The following is a 17,356-nucleotide window of genomic DNA, read 5'->3' as shown; positions in this document are numbered from 1 at the left end:
AGTCTGGAGGGATGTCACGGCTTGTCCGGACTTGCCGGTCAGGGAGTTCCTGTTTTCAGGCGCAGTGTCAGTCTGGAGCCTGCCGCCATCGCGCTCAGATGAAGGGTGCGGTTCTGGCCGCGCAGCTTGTGGTCAACGCGCGGCGCGCCCACCTGCAGGCGCAGCGCATTTCCGTGGATCTGCTCGTCGATGCCGTCGATCCAGTAGCCACCGCCCTGCGCGGAACGCAACGCCCCGCGCCCTGCGACCTCGCCCAGACCTGCGGCGAAATCATGCAGATAGGATCGCGTCAGGATCATCTTGCCTCTCCGGTTCTCGAAGCAGTCTGCCACGGCACCGCCTGTCACTGAATGAGACCACGACAGGCACAGTTCCTGCCCCTCATCAAAGGCGATCTCTGCAAGCAGAACGCCCTTGCGGGTTTCGACCACAAGAGCGTCACTTGCCCGAAGGGGCGATGCGCAAAAGCATGACGCGACCAGAAGGGCGGCCACAACGTGCCGCCCGCCCAGCTTTAGCATCAAGGACGCTGGTGGTCCTGTACCGCAGCACCGACTTCTTCCAGATAACGCAATGCGCCAGGATGGAAGGGAATCGGCGTCGAGGCCACGGAGAAGTCGATCGTGGTATCATTCGCCGCAGGATGGATCGCGATCAGTTCGGCGACATTTTCATACATCGCCTTTGTGATGTTATAGGCCAGTTCCTCGTCCATATCGGCATGGACAACCAGAACGTTCGGCGTGGAAATGGTCAGCACCGCTTCACCCATGCCGTCATACATACCTTCGCGCAAAGTATAGGGTGCAAAAGTCGGTTCCGCTTCGCGCGCCTTGGCGATCTCGTCCTCGGTCAGACCTACAACCGAAATGCTGCGTGTGGCTGCAAGGTTCATGATCGACGATGTGGGCGGTCCGACGCTCCAGAAACCTGCTACGATATCGCTATCGCGGATCGCATCGGCGGTCTCGTTGAAGTTCAGGCGCTGCGGCTCGAAATCGTCATAGCTGAGCCCGTTTGCGGCCAAAATGATCTGCGCGCTAAGCTCTGTGCCCGATCCCGGTGCGCCAACCGACACACGCTTGCCGCGCAGGTCTTCAAGGCTGCTGATCCCGCTATCGGCCAGGGTCACAAGCTGCACCGCGTTCGGATAGATCGAGGCCAGTGCGCGTGCTTCAGGGATCTGTCGCCCGTCAAAAGCGCCTGTGCCGGTAAAGGCCTGATAGACGGTGTCAGCCAGTGCCAAGGCAATATCGCTGTCGCCGCGCTGGATCAGTGCCATGTTTTCCACCGAAGCGCCGGTAACCTCGACGCTAGCGCTGTAGCCGTCGACATATTTGCCAATTACTTCAGCCAGACCACCACCATAGGGGTAGTAAACGCCGCCGGTGCCGCCCGTCGCGATCGACAGTTCCTGTGCTTGCGCCGCAGGCGCAATCGCAATGGCTGCCGCAGCTGCAAAAAGCAGATGTCTCATGATAATCTCTCTCCCAGTTTTGTGGGCGCGTTTGTCGCGCACTTGGTGCAGGAAAAGAACACTTTGCTGGCGGTCACGTCAACCGGCTTTGGCCCCAAACGGCAGGACACGGCTGCCATTGCGCCGAAGAGCATTACTGTTGCAGTTGTTTTCATGCAGGCTGCAACGGCCATTTCTCCAGCTTTGGCGTCTTTTGGGAACACGCCAGTGAAGCACTGGGGCGGTAGGGCAGCGCGTCCCTTTGATTGGAGGGGGCGGCGCGCGCGGAAACACCGTCTAAACGACACCGATGACCACCTTGGCTGAGTCGCACACCGGCGAGCCTCAACTTCGAATTGTGGCAGGTTTGGTGTGACGAAACGCACCAGTAACCATTTATTGATACTATTTTGCACATTTTGGGGTGATTGTTTCGCAACTGCTCGCGGAAAATGCGGCAAAATAGTGTTTTTCTATTGTCGAAACCCAAAAAGTTTCTTTAAGGTTGAGCTTACATTAACAAGTCATTCTGGGGCGTGTCTGCAATCCATCTGCCACTGGGAAGACTATATTTCAAGAAACGGAAAAAGGGGAATCCGAAGTGTCAGTATCGAATATTATGGCCAAAACAATGGCAAGCTTGACGGTTTTGGTGATGTCGTCAGAAACACTTCTGGCAATGGGGTCCCATAGCGGACGTCCTGTATCGCGATTTTTTGATCGCGGTTCCTTCACGCCCGGCAAAGGCCAAGAAACGGTTGTAAACACCAACACACCTGCAAGCGTACCTGAGATTGATGCCTCTACGGGCCTTCTGGCCATGGCAGCAGTGCTCGCTGTTGTTGCTTTTGTGTGGGAACGCAATCGCCGTCGTCACGCCTGATAAGTTCCGGCAAAGTCATTCTCAACGCGAGTTTGATTTTCGAGGGATAGAAAAAAGGGGCAGGTTTTCCTGCCCCTTTTTCAATGTGACGTCACATGACATTACTTAGGCAGTAAAACACTGTCGATGCGGTGGATTACACCGTTCGAGCCGATGATGTCGGCTTGGGTGACATTGGCACGATTCACACGCACGCCATTCGTTGCGTCGATATGCACGCTCTGGCCCTGAACGGTCTCGACATCCAGACGCTGACCCAGCAGTTGGTCGGACGTCACAGCGCCCGGCACGACGTGATAGGTCAGGATCGACACCAGTGTGTCCTTGTTTTCGGGCAGCAGCAGCGACTCGACTGTACCAGCTGGCAGTGCGGCAAAGGCCGCGTTGGTGGGCGCGAAAACGGTGAACGGACCATCGCCCTTGAGCGTTTCGGCCAGTTCCGCGGCACCGACTGCAGCAACAAGCGTGCTGAACTGGTCGTTGCTGGCCAGAATATCCACTACATCGGGTTGCGTCATGGCTGGCGCGCAGGCGGACAGCGTTGCAACAAAGGCGGCGGCAGCCCCTGCTTTGAACAGGCTGCGGCGGCCTGCCCCAAGCTGGGTAAGTTTGGTCGTTTCGGACATCAGTATCTCCCCGGTTGAATTTCAGTTTTTCTCGTTACCACACACTAAAGTTACGGCGCTTCCAGTGTGGTGGATCACTCTGAATGGAACAGGGTCGTCTTTTCGCCGTATTTCCGGGTTGACGGGATGCGCCAGCCATCGTCCCAGTGGCATGTCCGTCGGTGCAGCAATATTCCTGCCATTCGAATAACAATACTAAAAGTCGCCACGTGTAGGGCAAGACAGGGAACCGCGCGGCATGCCTGTGCGTTACTCATACTCAACTGTGACTGAAAGGAGGCCACCATTATGGACCGCCTTAGCATCTACCTAACGCTCGCCGTGGGGGCGATGATCACGGGTGGCTGTGTCATCGCTGTCTTGTCACTTGGCTGGTATTCGTGGACCGCCATCAGCAGCGCCGCTGCGATAGGCATGCTATTCACATGGCCCGCAAGCTATGCGATTTCCCGCCGCATCAAGCGGCAAGACCCGCACTGGGACGACAGCAAAGCTGATCATGTGGATCACGTGATCCCTGATCCGTCGAAACCCGAAGTCTGACTCTGCCCCAAGCGCCGGAACCATTACATCAAAGGCCAGAGGCCGCTGTGATGGCACGCGACCTGTGTCCTTTAACCTCAGGTAATGGCTTCCAGCCGTTCTTTGGACAGATCTCCGGGCACAATCGTGATCGGAACCGAAAGCGTCCCCGCGCTGCGCGTCAACTGGCTGACCAGCGGGCCGGGGCCCTTCTTGTCAGTGCCTGCACCCAGAACCAGAATGCCGATCTCTTTGTCCTCGTTGATCTGTGCCAGAATTTCTGTGACGGGTTCGCCCTCGCGGATCACCAGTTCGGGGTCGATCCCCTGCTTGTCGCGCATCCATTTCGCAAACACCTCGAAATGGGCGTGAATACGCTCGCGGGCTTCCTCGCGCATGATGTCACCGACACCGATCCAGTGGTTGAACTCCTCGGGTGGGATGACCGACAAAATCTCGACCCCGCCGCCAGAGCGTGCAGCCCGCATCGCGGCAAAGCGCATCGCATTCAGGCACTCGCGGCTGTCATCCAGCACAACCAGAAACTTACGCATATCATCTCTCCCTCGGTGCGCGATCATGGCGCAACGCGGCGGCCCGCGCAACTGTCCGCGCGCGACGATATCGCAGCGGATTCGCTTCGTCTTGGCGGAAGTATCCCAGTGCGGCCGCGGATCAACCCGCCGTTGCGGCCCAATCCCAATACAGTGCGCGAGCGCGGGTAGTAATCGGTCCAACAGGGTAGCGTGTATCGTCAAAGGCGGTCACGGGCGTCAGCTTGCTCATGTTGCCGCTCAGGAAAACTTCGTCGGCGGCATGGAAATCTTCAAAGCTCAGAACGGTTTCATGCAATTCGATCCCGTCGGCGCGTAGGTTGGCGATATGGCGCGCGCGGGTGATGCCCGCCAGAAAAGTGCCGTTTGCGATAGGCGTGAAGACGACACCGTCCTTGACCATGAACACGTTTGCCGTGGCGGTTTCGGCGACATTGCCCATCGCATCGGCCACCAGCGCATTGCCGAACCCTTTGGAGCGCGCTTCGGCCAGCATCCGTGCATTATTGGGATAAAGACAGCCCGCCTTGGCGTTGACAACAGCGCTTTCCAGAACCGGACGGCGGAACCTCGTGCGGGTCAAAGTGGTCGACGCGCCCTCGGGCGGCATCGGGATTTCCTCCAGACAGATTGCGAAGCCCGTGCTGTCCGGCAGTGGCACAATGGCGGTCGGATCACCGTCAAGGCCCCAATACATCGGCCTGATATAGACCGCGGCTTCTTTGGGATAGGTGGCAAGACCCTCGCGGATGATGCCTACCATATCCTGCGTCGCAACGGTGGGCGTGATCATCAGCGCCTCGGCAGAGCGGTTCACGCGCGCGCAATGCGCGTCAAGATCGGGGGCCATTCCGTTGACATAGCGCGCCCCGTCAAAAACCGTGCTGCCCAGCCAGCTACCATGATCGGCAGCGCGCATGATGGGCAGGTTGTCCTCGTACCATTGGCCGTTGAAATAGGTGCGGATGTTCGTGCCGGTTGCCATGGTCAGTCCCTTGTCATTGATAGGCCGACTTTACCAGCCGTTGCGGGGTGGTAAAGCGTCGATCTGGCGGGAACACCTAGTAAAGCGGCTCTTCATAAACGCGCAGACCGTCGATTGTCAGGCCTTTGATGGCACCGTTGCCATTGCGATCTAGGGCTAAAACCACCCCTATCCGGTCAGCACGGTCCAGCGCCTCAAGCTCCAATGCGCGCTCTTTCGGGGCGAAATAGCGGTCGAACGGAAAGCTGAGGATGATCTGATCCCCCATCGCATATTCGAACCTGCCGCGGATAACCGGTGCCTCGCCTTGCGGCGGCTCTGCAAACAGGGCCTGCGCGCGCCAATATCCGTCGTCGCCTTCGGTCAGGGTGACATAGACCGGGGAGTCGCTTTGCAGGGCAGGATCGACAGTTACCGTGCCGCGCGGAATGCGCGTAATCTCGAGGTTAAGGATCGCGTAATGTCCGCGAAACAGATCGCGCGGGTCGATGGCACCGGTTTTCAGCACCACCTCGCGACCGTCGCGCAGCAATGCGGCGCGGTCGGTCACCATCCTTGCCAGTGCTGCGGTTTGCACCAAGCCTAGAGCTACAATCGCGGCGGCCAACCAGCGGGCGCGCAGGGCGCGCGTCATGTTCCTGCCCCCCGCTTGGGATCAAGTCGTGTGGCGATCCATGCGCCCCCTAGCAGCACAACACCTGCACCCAGATAGAAGCCGCTTGTCCCAATCAAGCTGCCAACGGTCTCGCCGTAGATCACGAGCAAGGCCAGAACAAATCCGGCCATCCCGATATTGCGCAAGTTGCGCAGGTCCAGCCGCCAGCCCATCCGCGTGATCCAGATAAACAACGCCAGTAGCACCGTCTCGGGGATCAGTGGCAGGGTTGGCAGGCCGTGCACCGTCAGCACGATCACGCCTGCACCAAGGGCGATCCAAAGATCATAGCGGAGCGTCCAGTGCCGGATATGTCCGGTCATGGCCATAGCCAGAGAGGGCAGCATGACGATCAAGGGTAACAAGGAATGCCAAAGCGTCGGAGGGTCATCGGCTTGGCCACCATAGGGTTCCGGCGCGGTCCCGAGCGTCAGAAAGAACGTCACCAGTCCAAGCATCAAAACCGCATAGCCCAAAGCGGCCCCTTCAAAGCCGCGCAGCCAGCCACTTGCCGACAAGGAGGCCAGCAGGCCGGAAATGGCAACCACAGCGGCACCCGCCAGAAAAAGCGCCGCCTGCTCTGGCGCAGTGGCCAGAGCGACAACGCTCAACAGCCAGAAGCACAGGGCTATCACGCTCAGATGCGCGCCGATACGGCTATGGGTCCACCATGCCAGCGCTGCCCCCACAAGCCACCATCCCAGATAGGGAAGGTTCACATCGCTTTGCTGCGCGAAGCTGTCGAACTGCATGCCGTGCCAAAGCGCGAACAGGCCAATCGCCAGTGCCAGCGCCATTGTGCCCCGCGTGAGCAAAGCGGCCAGCATCGTCCCCGCGCCCCAAAGCCAGACGGCGTCCGCCGCATTGCCCTGGATGTGGTAGATCTGGCTGACCAGCATGATGCCTGCGCCGAACATGCCGCAGGCCAGTAGCATCAGAGCTTCATGCCACCAGTAAAGCCCGCGTAGCCCTGTCCAGAGCGCGGCACCCCAAGCGGCCCATAGTCCCAGAACGACCAGAAGCAGACGTGAAAGGCGGCTCATGTCTTCCCAGTTGGCAGCTACAAATGTCATCGCTGCAAAGCACAGGCACACAACCCCAGCACTGATTACAAAAGCGTTGAAGCTGAAACGGCGCTGTCCACTGTCCAGATCGGCCCGCAACCGCAAGGCGGTTTCCGCATCCACCAGGCCACGGTCACACCAGTTTGCGATGGCATCACCGATCACGGCGTTTTTGCTTTTGAAATGCATGCTCAAGTCCCGCTTGTCGGGCGAGACTGCACCGGATCGGATGGCGGGGTAAAGTGGGGAAATCCCGACCTGCAGGCGTCAGGCAGGACAGAAAAAGCCCGACCCAAAAATTAGGGCCGGGCATTACTGTACTGAAAATGTGCTTTTCATTTATTGAAGTCACAAGCCGGAAATCCGGCGGCACTTTTGAACGAAACGTACCGAGATCCGCGACGGGACGGGCCGCGTTCTCACCACTTGAGTGGTAGGTCAGGCGTGACAGTTTTGCGTGTCAATTTCGTGACGCCTATCGCGCGTTTTTCGGGCAGAAAGCATGCTTTTAAGACCCGATCGCTCATATTGCCTTTGGTCTTCCGTTTAGTTCGCTTGCGGCTGTGCCTCGGCCAGAAGCGCGTTCAGATCAAGACGGCTATTGACCATTTTCAACTGCCCTGCAGCGTCGCGGGGCCAGTCTTCAGGTGCGCGGTCGCGGTAGATCTCGATACCGTTTCCGTCGGGATCGCGGAAATAGATAGCCTCGGACACGCCGTGATCCGCTGCCCCGTCCAGTTCGACCCCGCAGGCCAAAACCTGTGCCAGTGCCGCCCCCAAAGCCGCGCGGTCAGGATAGAGAAAGGCGGTGTGGTAAAGGCCTGTATGCCCGGGCGGTGCAGGATGCCCGCCAAGACTTTCCCATGTGTTCAGCCCGATATGGTGGTGATACCCCCCCGCCGACAGGAATGCCGCTTGCGCGCCATAGCGCTGTTGCAACGCGAACCCCATCACATCGCGGTAGAAGGCAATGGCGCGGTCCAGATCGGCCACTTTCAGGTGGACATGCCCGATACGGGTTTGAGGGTTGGCAGAATATTCTGTCATGCTGCGGTCTCCTTTTGGTGCAACCAAGATACCTCTCGCGGACCATCGGGATAAGGCCAAGAATTGCACCATACCTGTGCAGTTGCGCGGATGACGGGCGACACAAGGCATTGTGATTTGAGAATATGTCCCCGATCAGGTTTTAGGGGCACGGAAAACCGCTGCGGCGGTATGAAACACCACAATGACACGGGGCACAGGCAGGCCCGCAGGAGGCATCATGGCAGATCGCTGGACAAGACGGACACTTTTGGCGGGCGCGGCGGCGGCGCTATGGATGGGGCGCGCGGGCGCGGTTCAGGAACCCAACGAACGGCCAGCGACGGGCGCAGTCCGCAATAACCTGTCGTCATTCCGCGCGATCCGCTGGCAGGACCATTTCGACACGCTAGAGAACGGGGTTATCCTTGCTGACACTCGGTCAAAGGCTGTGCATTTCTGGTCCGAGGATGAAAGCACCTACCGTCTTTACCCCAGTTCGGTGCCCGCCAGCGAGGATTTGACACGGCTGGGTTATACTCGCATCGTGCGCACCCGTGTCGGCCCCACATGGACGCCTACACCGTCCATGCGCGAGCGTGATCCCAGCCTGCCGGTGACGGTCGCGGCGGGGCCCGAAAACCCGCTTGGCACCCATGCTTTATACCTGAGCTGGCAGTATTACCTGATCCACGGCACCCATGACACGCGCAAGATCGGGCGCGCGTCATCCGATGGCTGTATTGGTCTCTATAACGAGCATATCGAAGAGCTTTTCAGCCTCGCGCGCGTGGGCACGCAGGTTCGTCTGATCTGACTTGATTGATTGGCGGGGTCGTTTTCACGAGTCAACGGCCTGCACGTCAATGCGCGGCCTGTTGTCAACTTGCAATGCGGCGCATGAGCCGCATCACGGATGATGCCATCGCTGACTGCACCAGTGACAGGAGCGCCGCCAACGCGGCAATCATGCCTGCTGCGGCATGCCAGACAGGGTCCGCCACCCGCATGGTCAACCGCAAAAGCCGGCTCTTGCCGAGTGTTTCCGCCACACCCACCATGCGCGGCCCCAGAGCCTCCGAGACGCGGGCTATTCGAGACAGATCCGTTGGGTCATCGACATATTTCATCAGGTGCAACCCGTCCAAGGTGCCGGTGCGACGCACCATCCGTCCGGTATCTTCAATGATCTTGGTGGCAGGGCTTAATATGGCAGGTCGCATCAAGTCAGCGACGTCCTGCGTGCGACGCGCCGAGGGCAGGCGCGCCCAGTCGATGCCAGCACGTGCGGCGCGCATCAGCGGGCGCGTCAGGGTCGCGGGCAGGCGGTTCATAGCCTTGGCCATCTTTGCAAACCCCGCCCCAGCCTTGATAGAAAGCGAACTGCCGCCACTGGCTACGGTTAAGGCCACGGCGGTCAACCCGATGGCGGACAGGATCATCTCAACCTGATCTACATCGCGCCCCGCAAGATGTGCACCTGCGCCGCGTGTCAGGCCAGCGACGTCGCCGATCACGGAAAGATCGACAGGCGCACGGCATAGCAAGATTGCCGAGAGCTCGCAGGTGCTGGCGTCGATCGTGCAGCGGGCGCATTTCTGGCCTGTCATCCATAGGCCGTGATCGGTGCTGTAGGCTTCATCGCGCCTTACAGTCACATCGGGCGGCAGGTTGATCCCGCGCTCGGCCGCAAGCGATTCAATTGCTGTGATGGCCAGCCAGTTGCGTGGTGTCTCGGCCAGCAAACTGGTGATCCGTGCGGAAACCGTTTCAGCGGTCGCCGCGCGCAACAGCGCGCGCTCCGAAGCAGCGGCGATACCTTCCTGGCTGCGTGCAGTGAAGGCCGCACCTGCCGGTGAATGCAACAGCGTCCATATATTGAAACCTGACACGGCCAAGGCACCGATCAGACAGCATGACAGGACAATGCGTGCCAGCCATCTGATCGGGGATTGACGCATCAACTGCGGATCATGCCCACGATATCATAGGTCTTCTGAAGGATCGGGGCTGCGATCTCGCGGGCGCGTGCGGCGCCCTGTCCAAGAACGCGGTCGATTTCTGCGGGCTCCTGCATCAGCCGCGCCATTTCCGACGAGATGGGCGACAGCTTTGCCACCGCCAGTTCAGCCAGCATGGGCTTGAACTCGGAAAACGGCTTGCCGCCCACATCGCGCAGGACATCGTCCACCGAACTGTCGGAAAGCGCGGCATAAATATTCACCAGGTTGCGTGCATCCGCCCGACCCGCAAGCCCTGCGGCTTCGGATGGGAGCGCCTCGGGATCGGTCTTGGCCTTGCGGATTTTCTTGGCGATCGTGTCGGCATCATCGGTCATATTGATGCGGCTGGCATCTGACGGGTCAGATTTCGACATTTTCTTCGTGCCATCGCGCAGGGACATCACGCGTGTCGCCGCTCCTTCGATCACAGGTTCCGTAATGGGAAAGAAATCCACGCCGTAGTCATGGTTGAACTTGGCCGCCACATCGCGCGTCAGCTCCAGATGCTGTTTCTGGTCCTCGCCCACGGGTACATGGGTTGCATGGTAAAGCAGAATATCGGCAGCCATCAGCGCGGGATAGGCGAAGAGCCCGAGCGAGGCGTTTTCTGCATTCTTGCCCGCCTTGTCCTTCCACTGGGTCATCCGCCCCATCCAGCCCATGCGGGCTACGCAGTTGAACACCCATGCAAGCTGCGCGTGCTCGACAACCTGGCTCTGGTTGAAAAGGATCGACTTCGCAGGATCAAGACCCGCTGCGATATAGCCCGCAGTCAGTTCGCGGGTCTGGCGGCGCAATGCCTCGGGGTCTTGCCAGACGGTAATGGCATGCATGTCGACCACACAATAGATCGTGGGCGCGCCACTATCCTGCATCTGCACGAAACGCTTGATCGCGCCCAGATAATTGCCAAGGGTCAGCCCGCCCGAGGGCTGGATGCCGGAAAATACGCGCGGTGTAAAACCGGCGCTCGGGTTGGATTGCGTGTGGACCGCATCCGCCATGATGACTTCTCCGTCTGGATTTATTGGTCTGGCTGGCTTACCCATGCCCCAAAGCCCCGTCAAGCAGAGGTCAATGATGCAGCGTTATGACGACACAGAGCAGGGCGGCGGCGCAGGCCCCAGTCCGATCAATCCGCTTCCCCCTGTCGTGATCGTGCTTTTCGCCGCGATCATGGCGGTCGAGGCAATGTTCACCCTTGGCGCGCAGGGCTTGGCTGGTGGGCCGCAAGCCATAGGGTGGCGCTTGGGCGCGATCCAGACCTATGCGTTCTCGGCTGATATCTTTCAGTGGATGCTGGCCAATGGTCGCTGGCCTGCCGAACATCTGTTGCGTTTTGTCAGCTTTCCGTTCGTGCATGCGAATTTCACCCATGCGCTGTTTGCGGGGATCATGGTTCTGGCGCTCGGCAAGTTCGTGGGCGAGGCGTTTCGTGGTTGGGCCGTGCTGGTGGTCTTTTTCGGCGCCTCGATCGGTGGTGCAGTGATTTACGGCATGATTGTCGGCAGCGGTGTCCCGCTGATCGGTGCATTTCCGGGTGTCTATGGCCTGATCGGGGCCTTTACCTATGTCTTGTGGCTGCGGCTTGGGCAGGAAGGCGGGCCACAGCTGCGTGCTTTCACGCTGATTGCGTTCCTGATGGGGATACAACTGGTATTCGGGGTCCTGTTCGGTGGAAGTGCGGACTGGATCGCCGATCTGGTTGGCTTTGTCTGTGGCTTCGCGCTGTCCTTCGCCGTCAGTCCGGGTGGCTTTGCGCGGCTGCGCGACAAGCTGCGTCACGAATAGGGCGATGTTGTCCTTTGGATATTTGACGCAGGAAGAAACGCGCGGCCCTAGGCGCTGCCACCTCGTTGGAAGGCGCGGCGGAATTCGCCAAGGCGGAACGCGCCGATCAACTGGCCGGTGAGGAAATAGCTGATCATCCCGACCGCGATCAGCCCCAAGAGCGCCAGATAGCGCCAGCCGGCCATTGCAAAGAACGGGGTAAGCAATGTCATAGCGCCCCAGAGAAAGCCTCCCATGACCAGTGAGGCCGCGATGATCCGCCATATGCGCGCGTGAAAACGGAGGTCGAAGCGGGCCACATCGCCCATCGGGCGGGTTCCAGCAATGAGCAAAGCGACCATGATCCATGCCGCAAGACTGGTGGCGATCGCCGCCGCGATCCAGCCGATAAGCGGGGCCAGACCAATCGCGACAAGGGCGTTGACCACCATGGCGACAACGGCATAGCGGAAGGGGCTGCGGGTGTCCTCACGCGCGAAGAACAGCGGTTGAAGGATTTTCTGGATCACAAAGGCAGGAAGGCCCAGACCGTAGACTGCCACGGCCATCGCGATGGCTGCGCTGTCATCCGCTGTAGTCGCGCCGCGCTCGAACAGAACCGAGACTAGCGGCAGCGGCACGACCACAAGCGCCACGGCGGCCGGAATTGTCAGGGCGAGCGAGACCTCGGCCGCACGGCTGAGCGCGTCGCGCCCGCCTTTTGTGTCATTCGCCGCCAACCGGCGCGACAGATCGGGCAGAAGCACCACGCCAATGGCGATGCCGACGACGCCAAGCGGCAGTTGATACAGACGGTCAGCCGCGTAAAGCCAGCCGACAGCGCGGTCGAAATAACTGGCGACCTGCTGACCCACAAGCAGGTTGACCTGCACAACGCCGCCTGCCAGTGCTGCGGGAACCGCTATCCGGACAAGCCTTTTCATCTCGGGTGTCCAGCGGGGAAGGCGCGGCGCAAGCGCAAAGCCCGCGCGCTTTGCGGCTATCCAGACCAGCGCCAGCTGGGCAATGCCTGCCAGCGGAATGCCCCAGATCAGCGCCATGGTCACATCAAGCTCCAGTATCGCAGCACCGACCATTGCGGCGACAAGGATCACGTTCAACAGCACAGGTGCAGCGGCCGCAGCGGCAAAGCGACCCGTCGCGTTCAGCACGCCTGACAAAAGAGCCGCGAGCGAGATAAACAGGATATAGGGAAAGACGATCCTGCCGAAATCGACCGACAGCGCGAACTGCTCTTGTCCGGCAAAGCCGCTGGCCAGTGCATAGATCATCCATGGCATGAAAAGCTGCGCCGCCAGCGTCAGGATGATCAATACCGAGGCAAGCCCCGCAAAGGCGGTTTCGGCAAAGCCCTGCGCATCCTCGCCTGCCTCGTATTTCTTGGAGAACATCGGCACGAAGGCCATGTTGAACGCCCCTTCGGCAAAGAAGCGGCGGAACATATTGGGCAGACGGAAGGCCACGACATAGGCCTCGTAGGCCGGACCTGTGCCCAGATAGGCAAGGATCATCGCATCGCGCACGAAACCCAGCACGCGGCTTGCCAAGGTCCACAGCCCCACGGTCATAAAGCCGGCGATCAGGCGGATGGGTTTCATGGGCTGCGACCTTTGCTGCAAATCATCCACGGACCTATCCCAAGCAGGTGCGTCTTGGAAGGGGTCGCGCGCAGCCCTCTGCGTCAGGAAATCGCGCGCTTGGCGCCTTGCTCGATCGCATCGCGCAGTTTTCGCTCAAGCGCCTTCTGTTTGGCCAATGAGTGGAATTTCAACCCGAACATATCCTTTACATAGAAGGTATCGACCACCTGTTCGCCATAGGTCGCGATCACGGCGCTGGCGATATAGACATTGGCATTGGCCAGCGTCCGGGTCAGATCGAACAACAAGCCGGGACGGTCGCGGGTGTCTACTTCGATAATCGTATAGATCTCGGACCCTTCGTTGTCGAAGGTGATCGAGGTCGCCACGCGGAAGGCGCGTTCGCGTTTCTTGATCTTGTCGCGGCTCTTGATCGCCTCGGTCGTGACCACCTCGCCGCGCAGCGTCTTGTCGATCATCTGGCGCAAGCGGGGCAGGCGGGTTGCGTCATAGGGGCTGCCGGTTTCATCTTGCACCCAGAACACTGCCGTGGCGAAACCGTCTTTGGACGTATAGGTGCGCGCGTCGACGACATTGGCCCCGACCAGCGCCAAGGCCCCCGCGAGGCGCGAGAATATACCGGGGTGATCGGATAGCGCAAAACAGGCGCGGGTGGCATCGCGATCCTCGTCAGGGACAAGGTCGATGCGGATTTCGTCATCCGGCAGGTCACGCAGCATCGTGGCAAAGATCACTTGTGTGCGCGTATCCAGCCCCTGCCAGTAAGGCGGGTAGTGCCGCCCCAGTTCCAGTTTCAGCGCAGCCGCATCCCAGTCGCGCAGCGCTTCGCGCAATGCGCCCTTCGCCTCGGCCCCGCGATGTTCGCGGTTGAGATCCTCCAGCCCGTGTTCCAGCGCGCGGCTGGTTTCGCGGTGCAACTGGCGGATCAACATGGCTTTCCAGTTATTCCATGTCTGCGGCCCCACACCTCGAATATCGCAGACGGTCAGCACCGTCAGAAGATCCAGGCGTTTGCGCGTCTTCACCGCCTTGGCGAAATCACGCAGGGTGCGCGGGTCGGACAGATCGCGTTTCTGCGCCATATCCGACATCAGAAGATGATAGCGCACCAGCCATTCGACGGTCTCGGAATCGGCCTTGTTCAGTCCCAAACGCGGTGCCACGCGGCGCGCGATCTGCGCGCCCAGGACCGAGTGATCCTCGGTCCGGCCCTTGCCGATATCGTGCAAAAGCAGCGCAAGATAGATCACCTTGCGGTTCACACCTTCGCGCAGGATGCTTGATGCGACGGGCAGTTCCTCGACCAGCTTGCCGCGCTCGATCTCGGACAGGTTGCGGATGCACTGGATGGTATGCTCGTCCACTGTATAGCTGTGATACATATTGAACTGCATCATCGCCACAATGGGTTCAAATTCGGGGATGAAGGCGGCGAGCATCCCCAATTCGTTCATTCGCCTGAGCGCGCGTTCCGGATTGCCGTGTTTCAACAGCAGATCCATGAAAATCTGCTGCGCCTCGCGGGTGTTGCGAAGATCGTCGTCGATCAGATTGAGGTTTGCGGTAACCAGTCGCATCGCATCCGGATGGATCAGCATACCCGTTCTCAGCGCCTCTTCGAACAGCCGTAGCAGGTTCAGCTTGTCCTTAAGAAACGCCGTCTCGTTCTCGATCGCAAGGCGGTTGTGGATCACGACATATCCGGGTTTCACCTTCGGCATGCGGCGGAAAATCCGTTCCAGCAACGGACCGGACTTGACGTGCAGCGCTTCCAGCTTGGTCAGGAAAATCCGCGTCAGATCACCGACGGATGTCGCATGGCGGAAATAGTCCTGCATGAAATGCTCGACCGCGCGCCTGCCGCCCTTGTCGACATAGCCCGTCCTCTCGGCCACCTGAACCTGAAGATCGAAGGTTAGCTGGTCTGCAGGACGTCCGGTGATCAGATGCAGATGGCAGCGCACTGCCCAGAGAAAGCTTTCGGCTTTCTGGAAAGTTGCATATTCTTCGGGGCGGAACATCTTGAGCCGGACAAGATCCGCAGGGTCTTGAACGCCATGCAGGTATTTCGCGATCCAGAACAGTGATTGCAGATCGCGCAGCCCGCCTTTGCCTTCCTTGACATTCGGTTCGACCATATAGCGCTGGCCACCCTGTTTCTCGTGGCGGCTGTCTCGCTCGGACAGTTTTGCCTCGATAAACTCGCGGGCCGTGCCCTTGAAGAGTTCTGCCTTCAGCCGCCGGTCAAGATCCGCGGCCAATGCGGCATCGCCGCCCAGAAATCTGTGTTCCAGAAGAGCGGTACGGATCGTGAAATCATCACCGCCCAGGCGCAGGCAATCCTTGATGGTGCGGCTGGCATGACCAACCTTCAGGCGCAGATCCCACAGGATATAAAGCATCGCTTCGATCACGGATTCGGCCCATGGGCTAATCCTTGTCGGACTGAGAAACAGTAAGTCCACATCCGATTGCGGCGCCATCTCGCCACGGCCATAGCCGCCGACCGCGATCAGGGCGATCCGTTCATGTTGCGAGGGCTGCGCCAGCGGGTGGATCAGCCGGATCGCGACATCCTGCGCGCAGGCGACGATGCAATCCGTCAACCAGCAATAGGCGCGTGTTGCAGGCCGCGAGTCGAAAGGCTGCTGTTCGAAAGCGGCAGCGATCGCGCTACGCCCGTCCTGCAAGGCTTGCGTCAGCACAGGGACAACAGCCCCACGCATCTGTGCCGGCGCCAGCCCCGAGGTGGCCGCATCCAGCGCTTTGGCGATCGCACGGGCATCAAAAATACACGCCGCCGGACAAATCATGTTGTCCGGCGCCTGCGGCAGTTGAAGGGGATAGGTGGTCAGTGCCGGATCAGAATCCGGCACCGCCAAAGGCTCTTGGGGCAGGGTCAATTACAACCACCTGTCTGTCACGGATCTGGGCCACGGCCAGCCCACGTTCATTTGTTCCATCTGTGCGCAGACGGAAAATGCCGTTCACACCCTGAAACCCGGCACTCTGGGTCAGGGATGCACGGCTTAGCGCATCGCTTCGGCCGGAACTGACCAGCGCACCGATTGCGGCGATCCCGTCATAGGCCAGACCGCCGATCGGATGCGGAGACTCGCCATATGCCGCGGAATAGCGGCTGCGGAAACGGGCAGACATCTCGGGGTCAGGCAAGGCGAACCAGCCGCCCTGAACGCCGGGCAGATCGGTTGTTTGGCTGGGGATATCCCAACGCGTCAGACCGATATATTGCGTTGTCGCTGGCGATACGCCTGCCTCGGGCAGGAGCTGCGTCAGCAGGGGCAGTGCGCCTGCGGTGTCGGCGGTCATGAAAATAGATTCGGCAGAGCCGCTGCGCACGGCGCTGACGATCTGGGGCACGGCCTGCATCACGCCGTTTTGCGAAAACTCGTGACTGATGGCACCGACTGCTGTGCCACCGTTGCGCGCCAATGCGCCTTCGATTGCCGCAAGCCCCGCGCGCCCCGCCACGTCCTCGGAATAGACCACGACGGTGCGGCCCTTGTTCTGGCGCACCGCGTAACGGGTCAGCCGATCCGCCGTATTGTCGAAGGTCGGGCCAAGGATGAAAAGGTTGCCGCCTGCGATGGAGGTGTTGTTCGAGAAAGCGAGCACGTTCACACCGCTGGACGCCACGACGACGGCGGCCGCATTCGCGTTCTCGGCGTAAACCGGACCAAGAATGATCTTTGCCCCGTCCGACACGGCTTGCAGGGCAACCTGCTGCGCTGTCGCTGCTGATCCTGCGGTTCCATAGACGCGCAGGTCGATAGCTACATCCCCCAGATCCGCAATCGCCAGTCGCGCTGCATTCTCCAGCGCGCGGGCCAGTACCTCGTCACTGGCATTGGCCGATCCGCGCGGCACCAGCAACGCAACGGCTACCGGCGCCGAATTGTCTATGGCGGGCGCAGCACGGTCCAGCGAGGTGTCAATCGGTTCACAAGCTGCCAGCGCGCCCAAGGCCGCTATGGTAAAAACCCCCCGTCGGGAAGACTGCAGAGGGCGGATCGCCGGAGCAAGTCTTGCGAGTGCAGAAGAAAGGCATTCACGACCGACGTGGCCTAACGCCTTGCGAGCGGGTAACAGAAAGGCAAACATGGCAAGACTTCTCCCTCGACTTCGGCGGTATTTTGGGCCACCGGCACGAAGAGGGATAATAGACACCA

At 60.0% G+C, this 17,356-nt stretch carries 17 protein-coding genes; 4 read left to right on the top strand and 13 right to left on the bottom strand.

Annotated elements, in window-relative coordinates:
* Positions 1–38: 38 nt before the first annotated feature.
* A complete protein-coding gene (locus K7H22_RS14450) occupies positions 39–521 on the bottom strand; it encodes a DUF1850 domain-containing protein (protein ID WP_230801650.1) in 483 nt (160 codons plus the stop codon).
* A complete protein-coding gene (locus tag K7H22_RS14445; RefSeq protein WP_230801574.1) occupies positions 521–1,477 on the bottom strand; it encodes a TAXI family TRAP transporter solute-binding subunit in 957 nt (318 codons plus the stop codon). The genes K7H22_RS14450 and K7H22_RS14445 overlap by 1 nt, the downstream gene beginning before the upstream one ends.
* Before the next feature lie 580 nt (positions 1,478–2,057).
* Here K7H22_RS14445 and K7H22_RS14440 point away from each other — a divergent pair.
* On the top strand, positions 2,058–2,339 hold the full coding sequence (locus tag K7H22_RS14440) for a VPEID-CTERM sorting domain-containing protein (RefSeq protein WP_230801573.1): 282 nt from the start codon (positions 2,058–2,060) through the stop codon (positions 2,337–2,339).
* Between the two features lie 101 nt (positions 2,340–2,440).
* Here K7H22_RS14440 and K7H22_RS14435 read toward each other — a convergent pair whose 3' ends face one another.
* Positions 2,441–2,965 (bottom strand): fasciclin domain-containing protein, encoded by a 525-nt coding sequence (locus K7H22_RS14435; RefSeq protein WP_419248188.1) that lies wholly within the window; start codon positions 2,963–2,965, stop codon positions 2,441–2,443.
* 288 nt (positions 2,966–3,253) lie between these two features.
* Here K7H22_RS14435 and K7H22_RS14430 point away from each other — a divergent pair, with 288 nt between their 5' ends.
* Entirely contained in the window at positions 3,254–3,508 is a 255-nt protein-coding gene (locus K7H22_RS14430) for a hypothetical protein (RefSeq protein ID WP_230801572.1), read from the top strand.
* A 77-nt stretch (positions 3,509–3,585) separates the two neighbouring features.
* Here K7H22_RS14430 and K7H22_RS14425 read toward each other — a convergent pair whose 3' ends face one another.
* The 5 genes from K7H22_RS14425 to K7H22_RS14405 all read right to left on the bottom strand — a co-directional run bounded on the left by K7H22_RS14425 (position 3,586) and on the right by K7H22_RS14405 (position 7,792).
* A complete protein-coding gene (locus tag K7H22_RS14425; protein ID WP_230801571.1) occupies positions 3,586–4,041 on the bottom strand; it encodes a universal stress protein in 456 nt (151 codons plus the stop codon).
* Positions 4,042–4,162: 121 nt separating this feature from the next.
* A complete protein-coding gene (locus K7H22_RS14420; RefSeq protein WP_230801570.1) occupies positions 4,163–5,026 on the bottom strand; it encodes a branched-chain amino acid aminotransferase in 864 nt (287 codons plus the stop codon).
* A 76-nt stretch (positions 5,027–5,102) separates the two neighbouring features.
* Complete coding sequence (locus tag K7H22_RS14415; RefSeq protein ID WP_230801569.1) at positions 5,103–5,660, bottom strand: GDYXXLXY domain-containing protein; 558 nt, start codon at positions 5,658–5,660, stop codon at positions 5,103–5,105.
* Positions 5,657–6,934, bottom strand: coding sequence for a DUF2157 domain-containing protein (locus K7H22_RS14410; protein WP_230801568.1), 1,278 nt, complete (start codon positions 6,932–6,934; stop codon positions 5,657–5,659). The genes K7H22_RS14415 and K7H22_RS14410 overlap by 4 nt, the downstream gene beginning before the upstream one ends.
* A 357-nt stretch (positions 6,935–7,291) precedes the next feature.
* The gene (locus K7H22_RS14405; RefSeq protein ID WP_230801567.1) at positions 7,292–7,792 is read right to left on the bottom strand and encodes a VOC family protein; all 501 of its coding nucleotides are present in this window, start codon (positions 7,790–7,792) and stop codon (positions 7,292–7,294) included.
* A 220-nt stretch (positions 7,793–8,012) separates the two neighbouring features.
* Here K7H22_RS14405 and K7H22_RS14400 point away from each other — a divergent pair, with 220 nt between their 5' ends.
* Entirely contained in the window at positions 8,013–8,588 is a 576-nt protein-coding gene (locus K7H22_RS14400; RefSeq protein WP_230801566.1) for a L,D-transpeptidase, read from the top strand.
* Positions 8,589–8,652: 64 nt separating this feature from the next.
* Here the strand turns inward: K7H22_RS14400 and K7H22_RS14395 are convergent, their stop codons facing one another.
* Both K7H22_RS14395 and trpS read right to left on the bottom strand, forming a co-directional pair.
* Positions 8,653–9,732, bottom strand: a complete 1,080-nt coding sequence (locus tag K7H22_RS14395) for a hypothetical protein (RefSeq protein WP_230801565.1) — start codon at positions 9,730–9,732, stop codon at positions 8,653–8,655.
* Positions 9,732–10,778: a tryptophan--tRNA ligase gene (gene trpS, locus K7H22_RS14390; RefSeq protein ID WP_230801564.1), complete on the bottom strand. Its 1,047-nt coding sequence runs from the start codon at positions 10,776–10,778 to the stop codon at positions 9,732–9,734. The genes K7H22_RS14395 and trpS overlap by 1 nt, the downstream gene beginning before the upstream one ends.
* A 73-nt stretch (positions 10,779–10,851) precedes the next feature.
* Here trpS and K7H22_RS14385 point away from each other — a divergent pair, with 73 nt between their 5' ends.
* Positions 10,852–11,565 carry a rhomboid family intramembrane serine protease gene (locus K7H22_RS14385; protein WP_230801563.1) on the top strand — a complete coding sequence of 238 codons (714 nt, stop codon included), beginning with the start codon at positions 10,852–10,854 and terminating at the stop codon, positions 11,563–11,565.
* A gap of 47 nt (positions 11,566–11,612) precedes the next feature.
* On the opposite strand, the gene murJ is transcribed toward K7H22_RS14385, so the two are convergent.
* The 3 genes from murJ to K7H22_RS14370 all read right to left on the bottom strand — a co-directional run bounded on the left by murJ (position 11,613) and on the right by K7H22_RS14370 (position 17,288).
* On the bottom strand, positions 11,613–13,163 hold the full coding sequence (murJ, locus tag K7H22_RS14380) for a murein biosynthesis integral membrane protein MurJ (RefSeq protein ID WP_230801562.1): 1,551 nt from the start codon (positions 13,161–13,163) through the stop codon (positions 11,613–11,615).
* Between the two features lie 83 nt (positions 13,164–13,246).
* Positions 13,247–16,069: a [protein-PII] uridylyltransferase gene (locus tag K7H22_RS14375; RefSeq protein WP_419248187.1), complete on the bottom strand. Its 2,823-nt coding sequence runs from the start codon at positions 16,067–16,069 to the stop codon at positions 13,247–13,249.
* Positions 16,029–17,288, bottom strand: a complete 1,260-nt coding sequence (locus K7H22_RS14370; RefSeq protein WP_230801561.1) for a penicillin-binding protein activator — start codon at positions 17,286–17,288, stop codon at positions 16,029–16,031. The genes K7H22_RS14375 and K7H22_RS14370 overlap by 41 nt, the downstream gene beginning before the upstream one ends.
* Positions 17,289–17,356 lie beyond the last annotated feature (68 nt).

The sequence above is a fragment of the Seohaeicola saemankumensis genome (assembly GCF_021021435.1).
In the GTDB taxonomy this organism is placed as follows: domain Bacteria; phylum Pseudomonadota; class Alphaproteobacteria; order Rhodobacterales; family Rhodobacteraceae; genus Seohaeicola.
The sequence above is the reverse complement of the archived record's forward strand: the minus strand, read 5'-3'. Positions and strand labels throughout refer to the sequence as shown.

What these genes read in the sequence shown, in the direction of transcription:
- K7H22_RS14420 (WP_230801570.1), bottom strand. Translation starts at nt 5,026, where the DNA reads ATGGCAACCGGCACGAACATCCGCACCTATTTCAACGGCCAATGGTAC.
- K7H22_RS14430 (WP_230801572.1), top strand. Translation starts at nt 3,254, where the DNA reads ATGGACCGCCTTAGCATCTACCTAACGCTCGCCGTGGGGGCGATGATC.
- K7H22_RS14435 (WP_419248188.1), bottom strand. Translation starts at nt 2,965, where the DNA reads ATGTCCGAAACGACCAAACTTACCCAGCTTGGGGCAGGCCGCCGCAGC.
- K7H22_RS14410 (WP_230801568.1), bottom strand. Translation starts at nt 6,934, where the DNA reads ATGCATTTCAAAAGCAAAAACGCCGTGATCGGTGATGCCATCGCAAAC.
- K7H22_RS14450 (WP_230801650.1), bottom strand. Translation starts at nt 521, where the DNA reads ATGCTAAAGCTGGGCGGGCGGCACGTTGTGGCCGCCCTTCTGGTCGCG.
- trpS (WP_230801564.1), bottom strand. Translation starts at nt 10,778, where the DNA reads ATGGCGGATGCGGTCCACACGCAATCCAACCCGAGCGCCGGTTTTACA.
- K7H22_RS14445 (WP_230801574.1), bottom strand. Translation starts at nt 1,477, where the DNA reads ATGAGACATCTGCTTTTTGCAGCTGCGGCAGCCATTGCGATTGCGCCT.
- murJ (WP_230801562.1), bottom strand. Translation starts at nt 13,163, where the DNA reads ATGAAACCCATCCGCCTGATCGCCGGCTTTATGACCGTGGGGCTGTGG.
- K7H22_RS14370 (WP_230801561.1), bottom strand. Translation starts at nt 17,288, where the DNA reads ATGTTTGCCTTTCTGTTACCCGCTCGCAAGGCGTTAGGCCACGTCGGT.
- K7H22_RS14405 (WP_230801567.1), bottom strand. Translation starts at nt 7,792, where the DNA reads ATGACAGAATATTCTGCCAACCCTCAAACCCGTATCGGGCATGTCCAC.
- K7H22_RS14425 (WP_230801571.1), bottom strand. Translation starts at nt 4,041, where the DNA reads ATGCGTAAGTTTCTGGTTGTGCTGGATGACAGCCGCGAGTGCCTGAAT.
- K7H22_RS14400 (WP_230801566.1), top strand. Translation starts at nt 8,013, where the DNA reads ATGGCAGATCGCTGGACAAGACGGACACTTTTGGCGGGCGCGGCGGCG.
- K7H22_RS14395 (WP_230801565.1), bottom strand. Translation starts at nt 9,732, where the DNA reads ATGCGTCAATCCCCGATCAGATGGCTGGCACGCATTGTCCTGTCATGC.
- K7H22_RS14385 (WP_230801563.1), top strand. Translation starts at nt 10,852, where the DNA reads ATGATGCAGCGTTATGACGACACAGAGCAGGGCGGCGGCGCAGGCCCC.
- K7H22_RS14415 (WP_230801569.1), bottom strand. Translation starts at nt 5,660, where the DNA reads ATGACGCGCGCCCTGCGCGCCCGCTGGTTGGCCGCCGCGATTGTAGCT.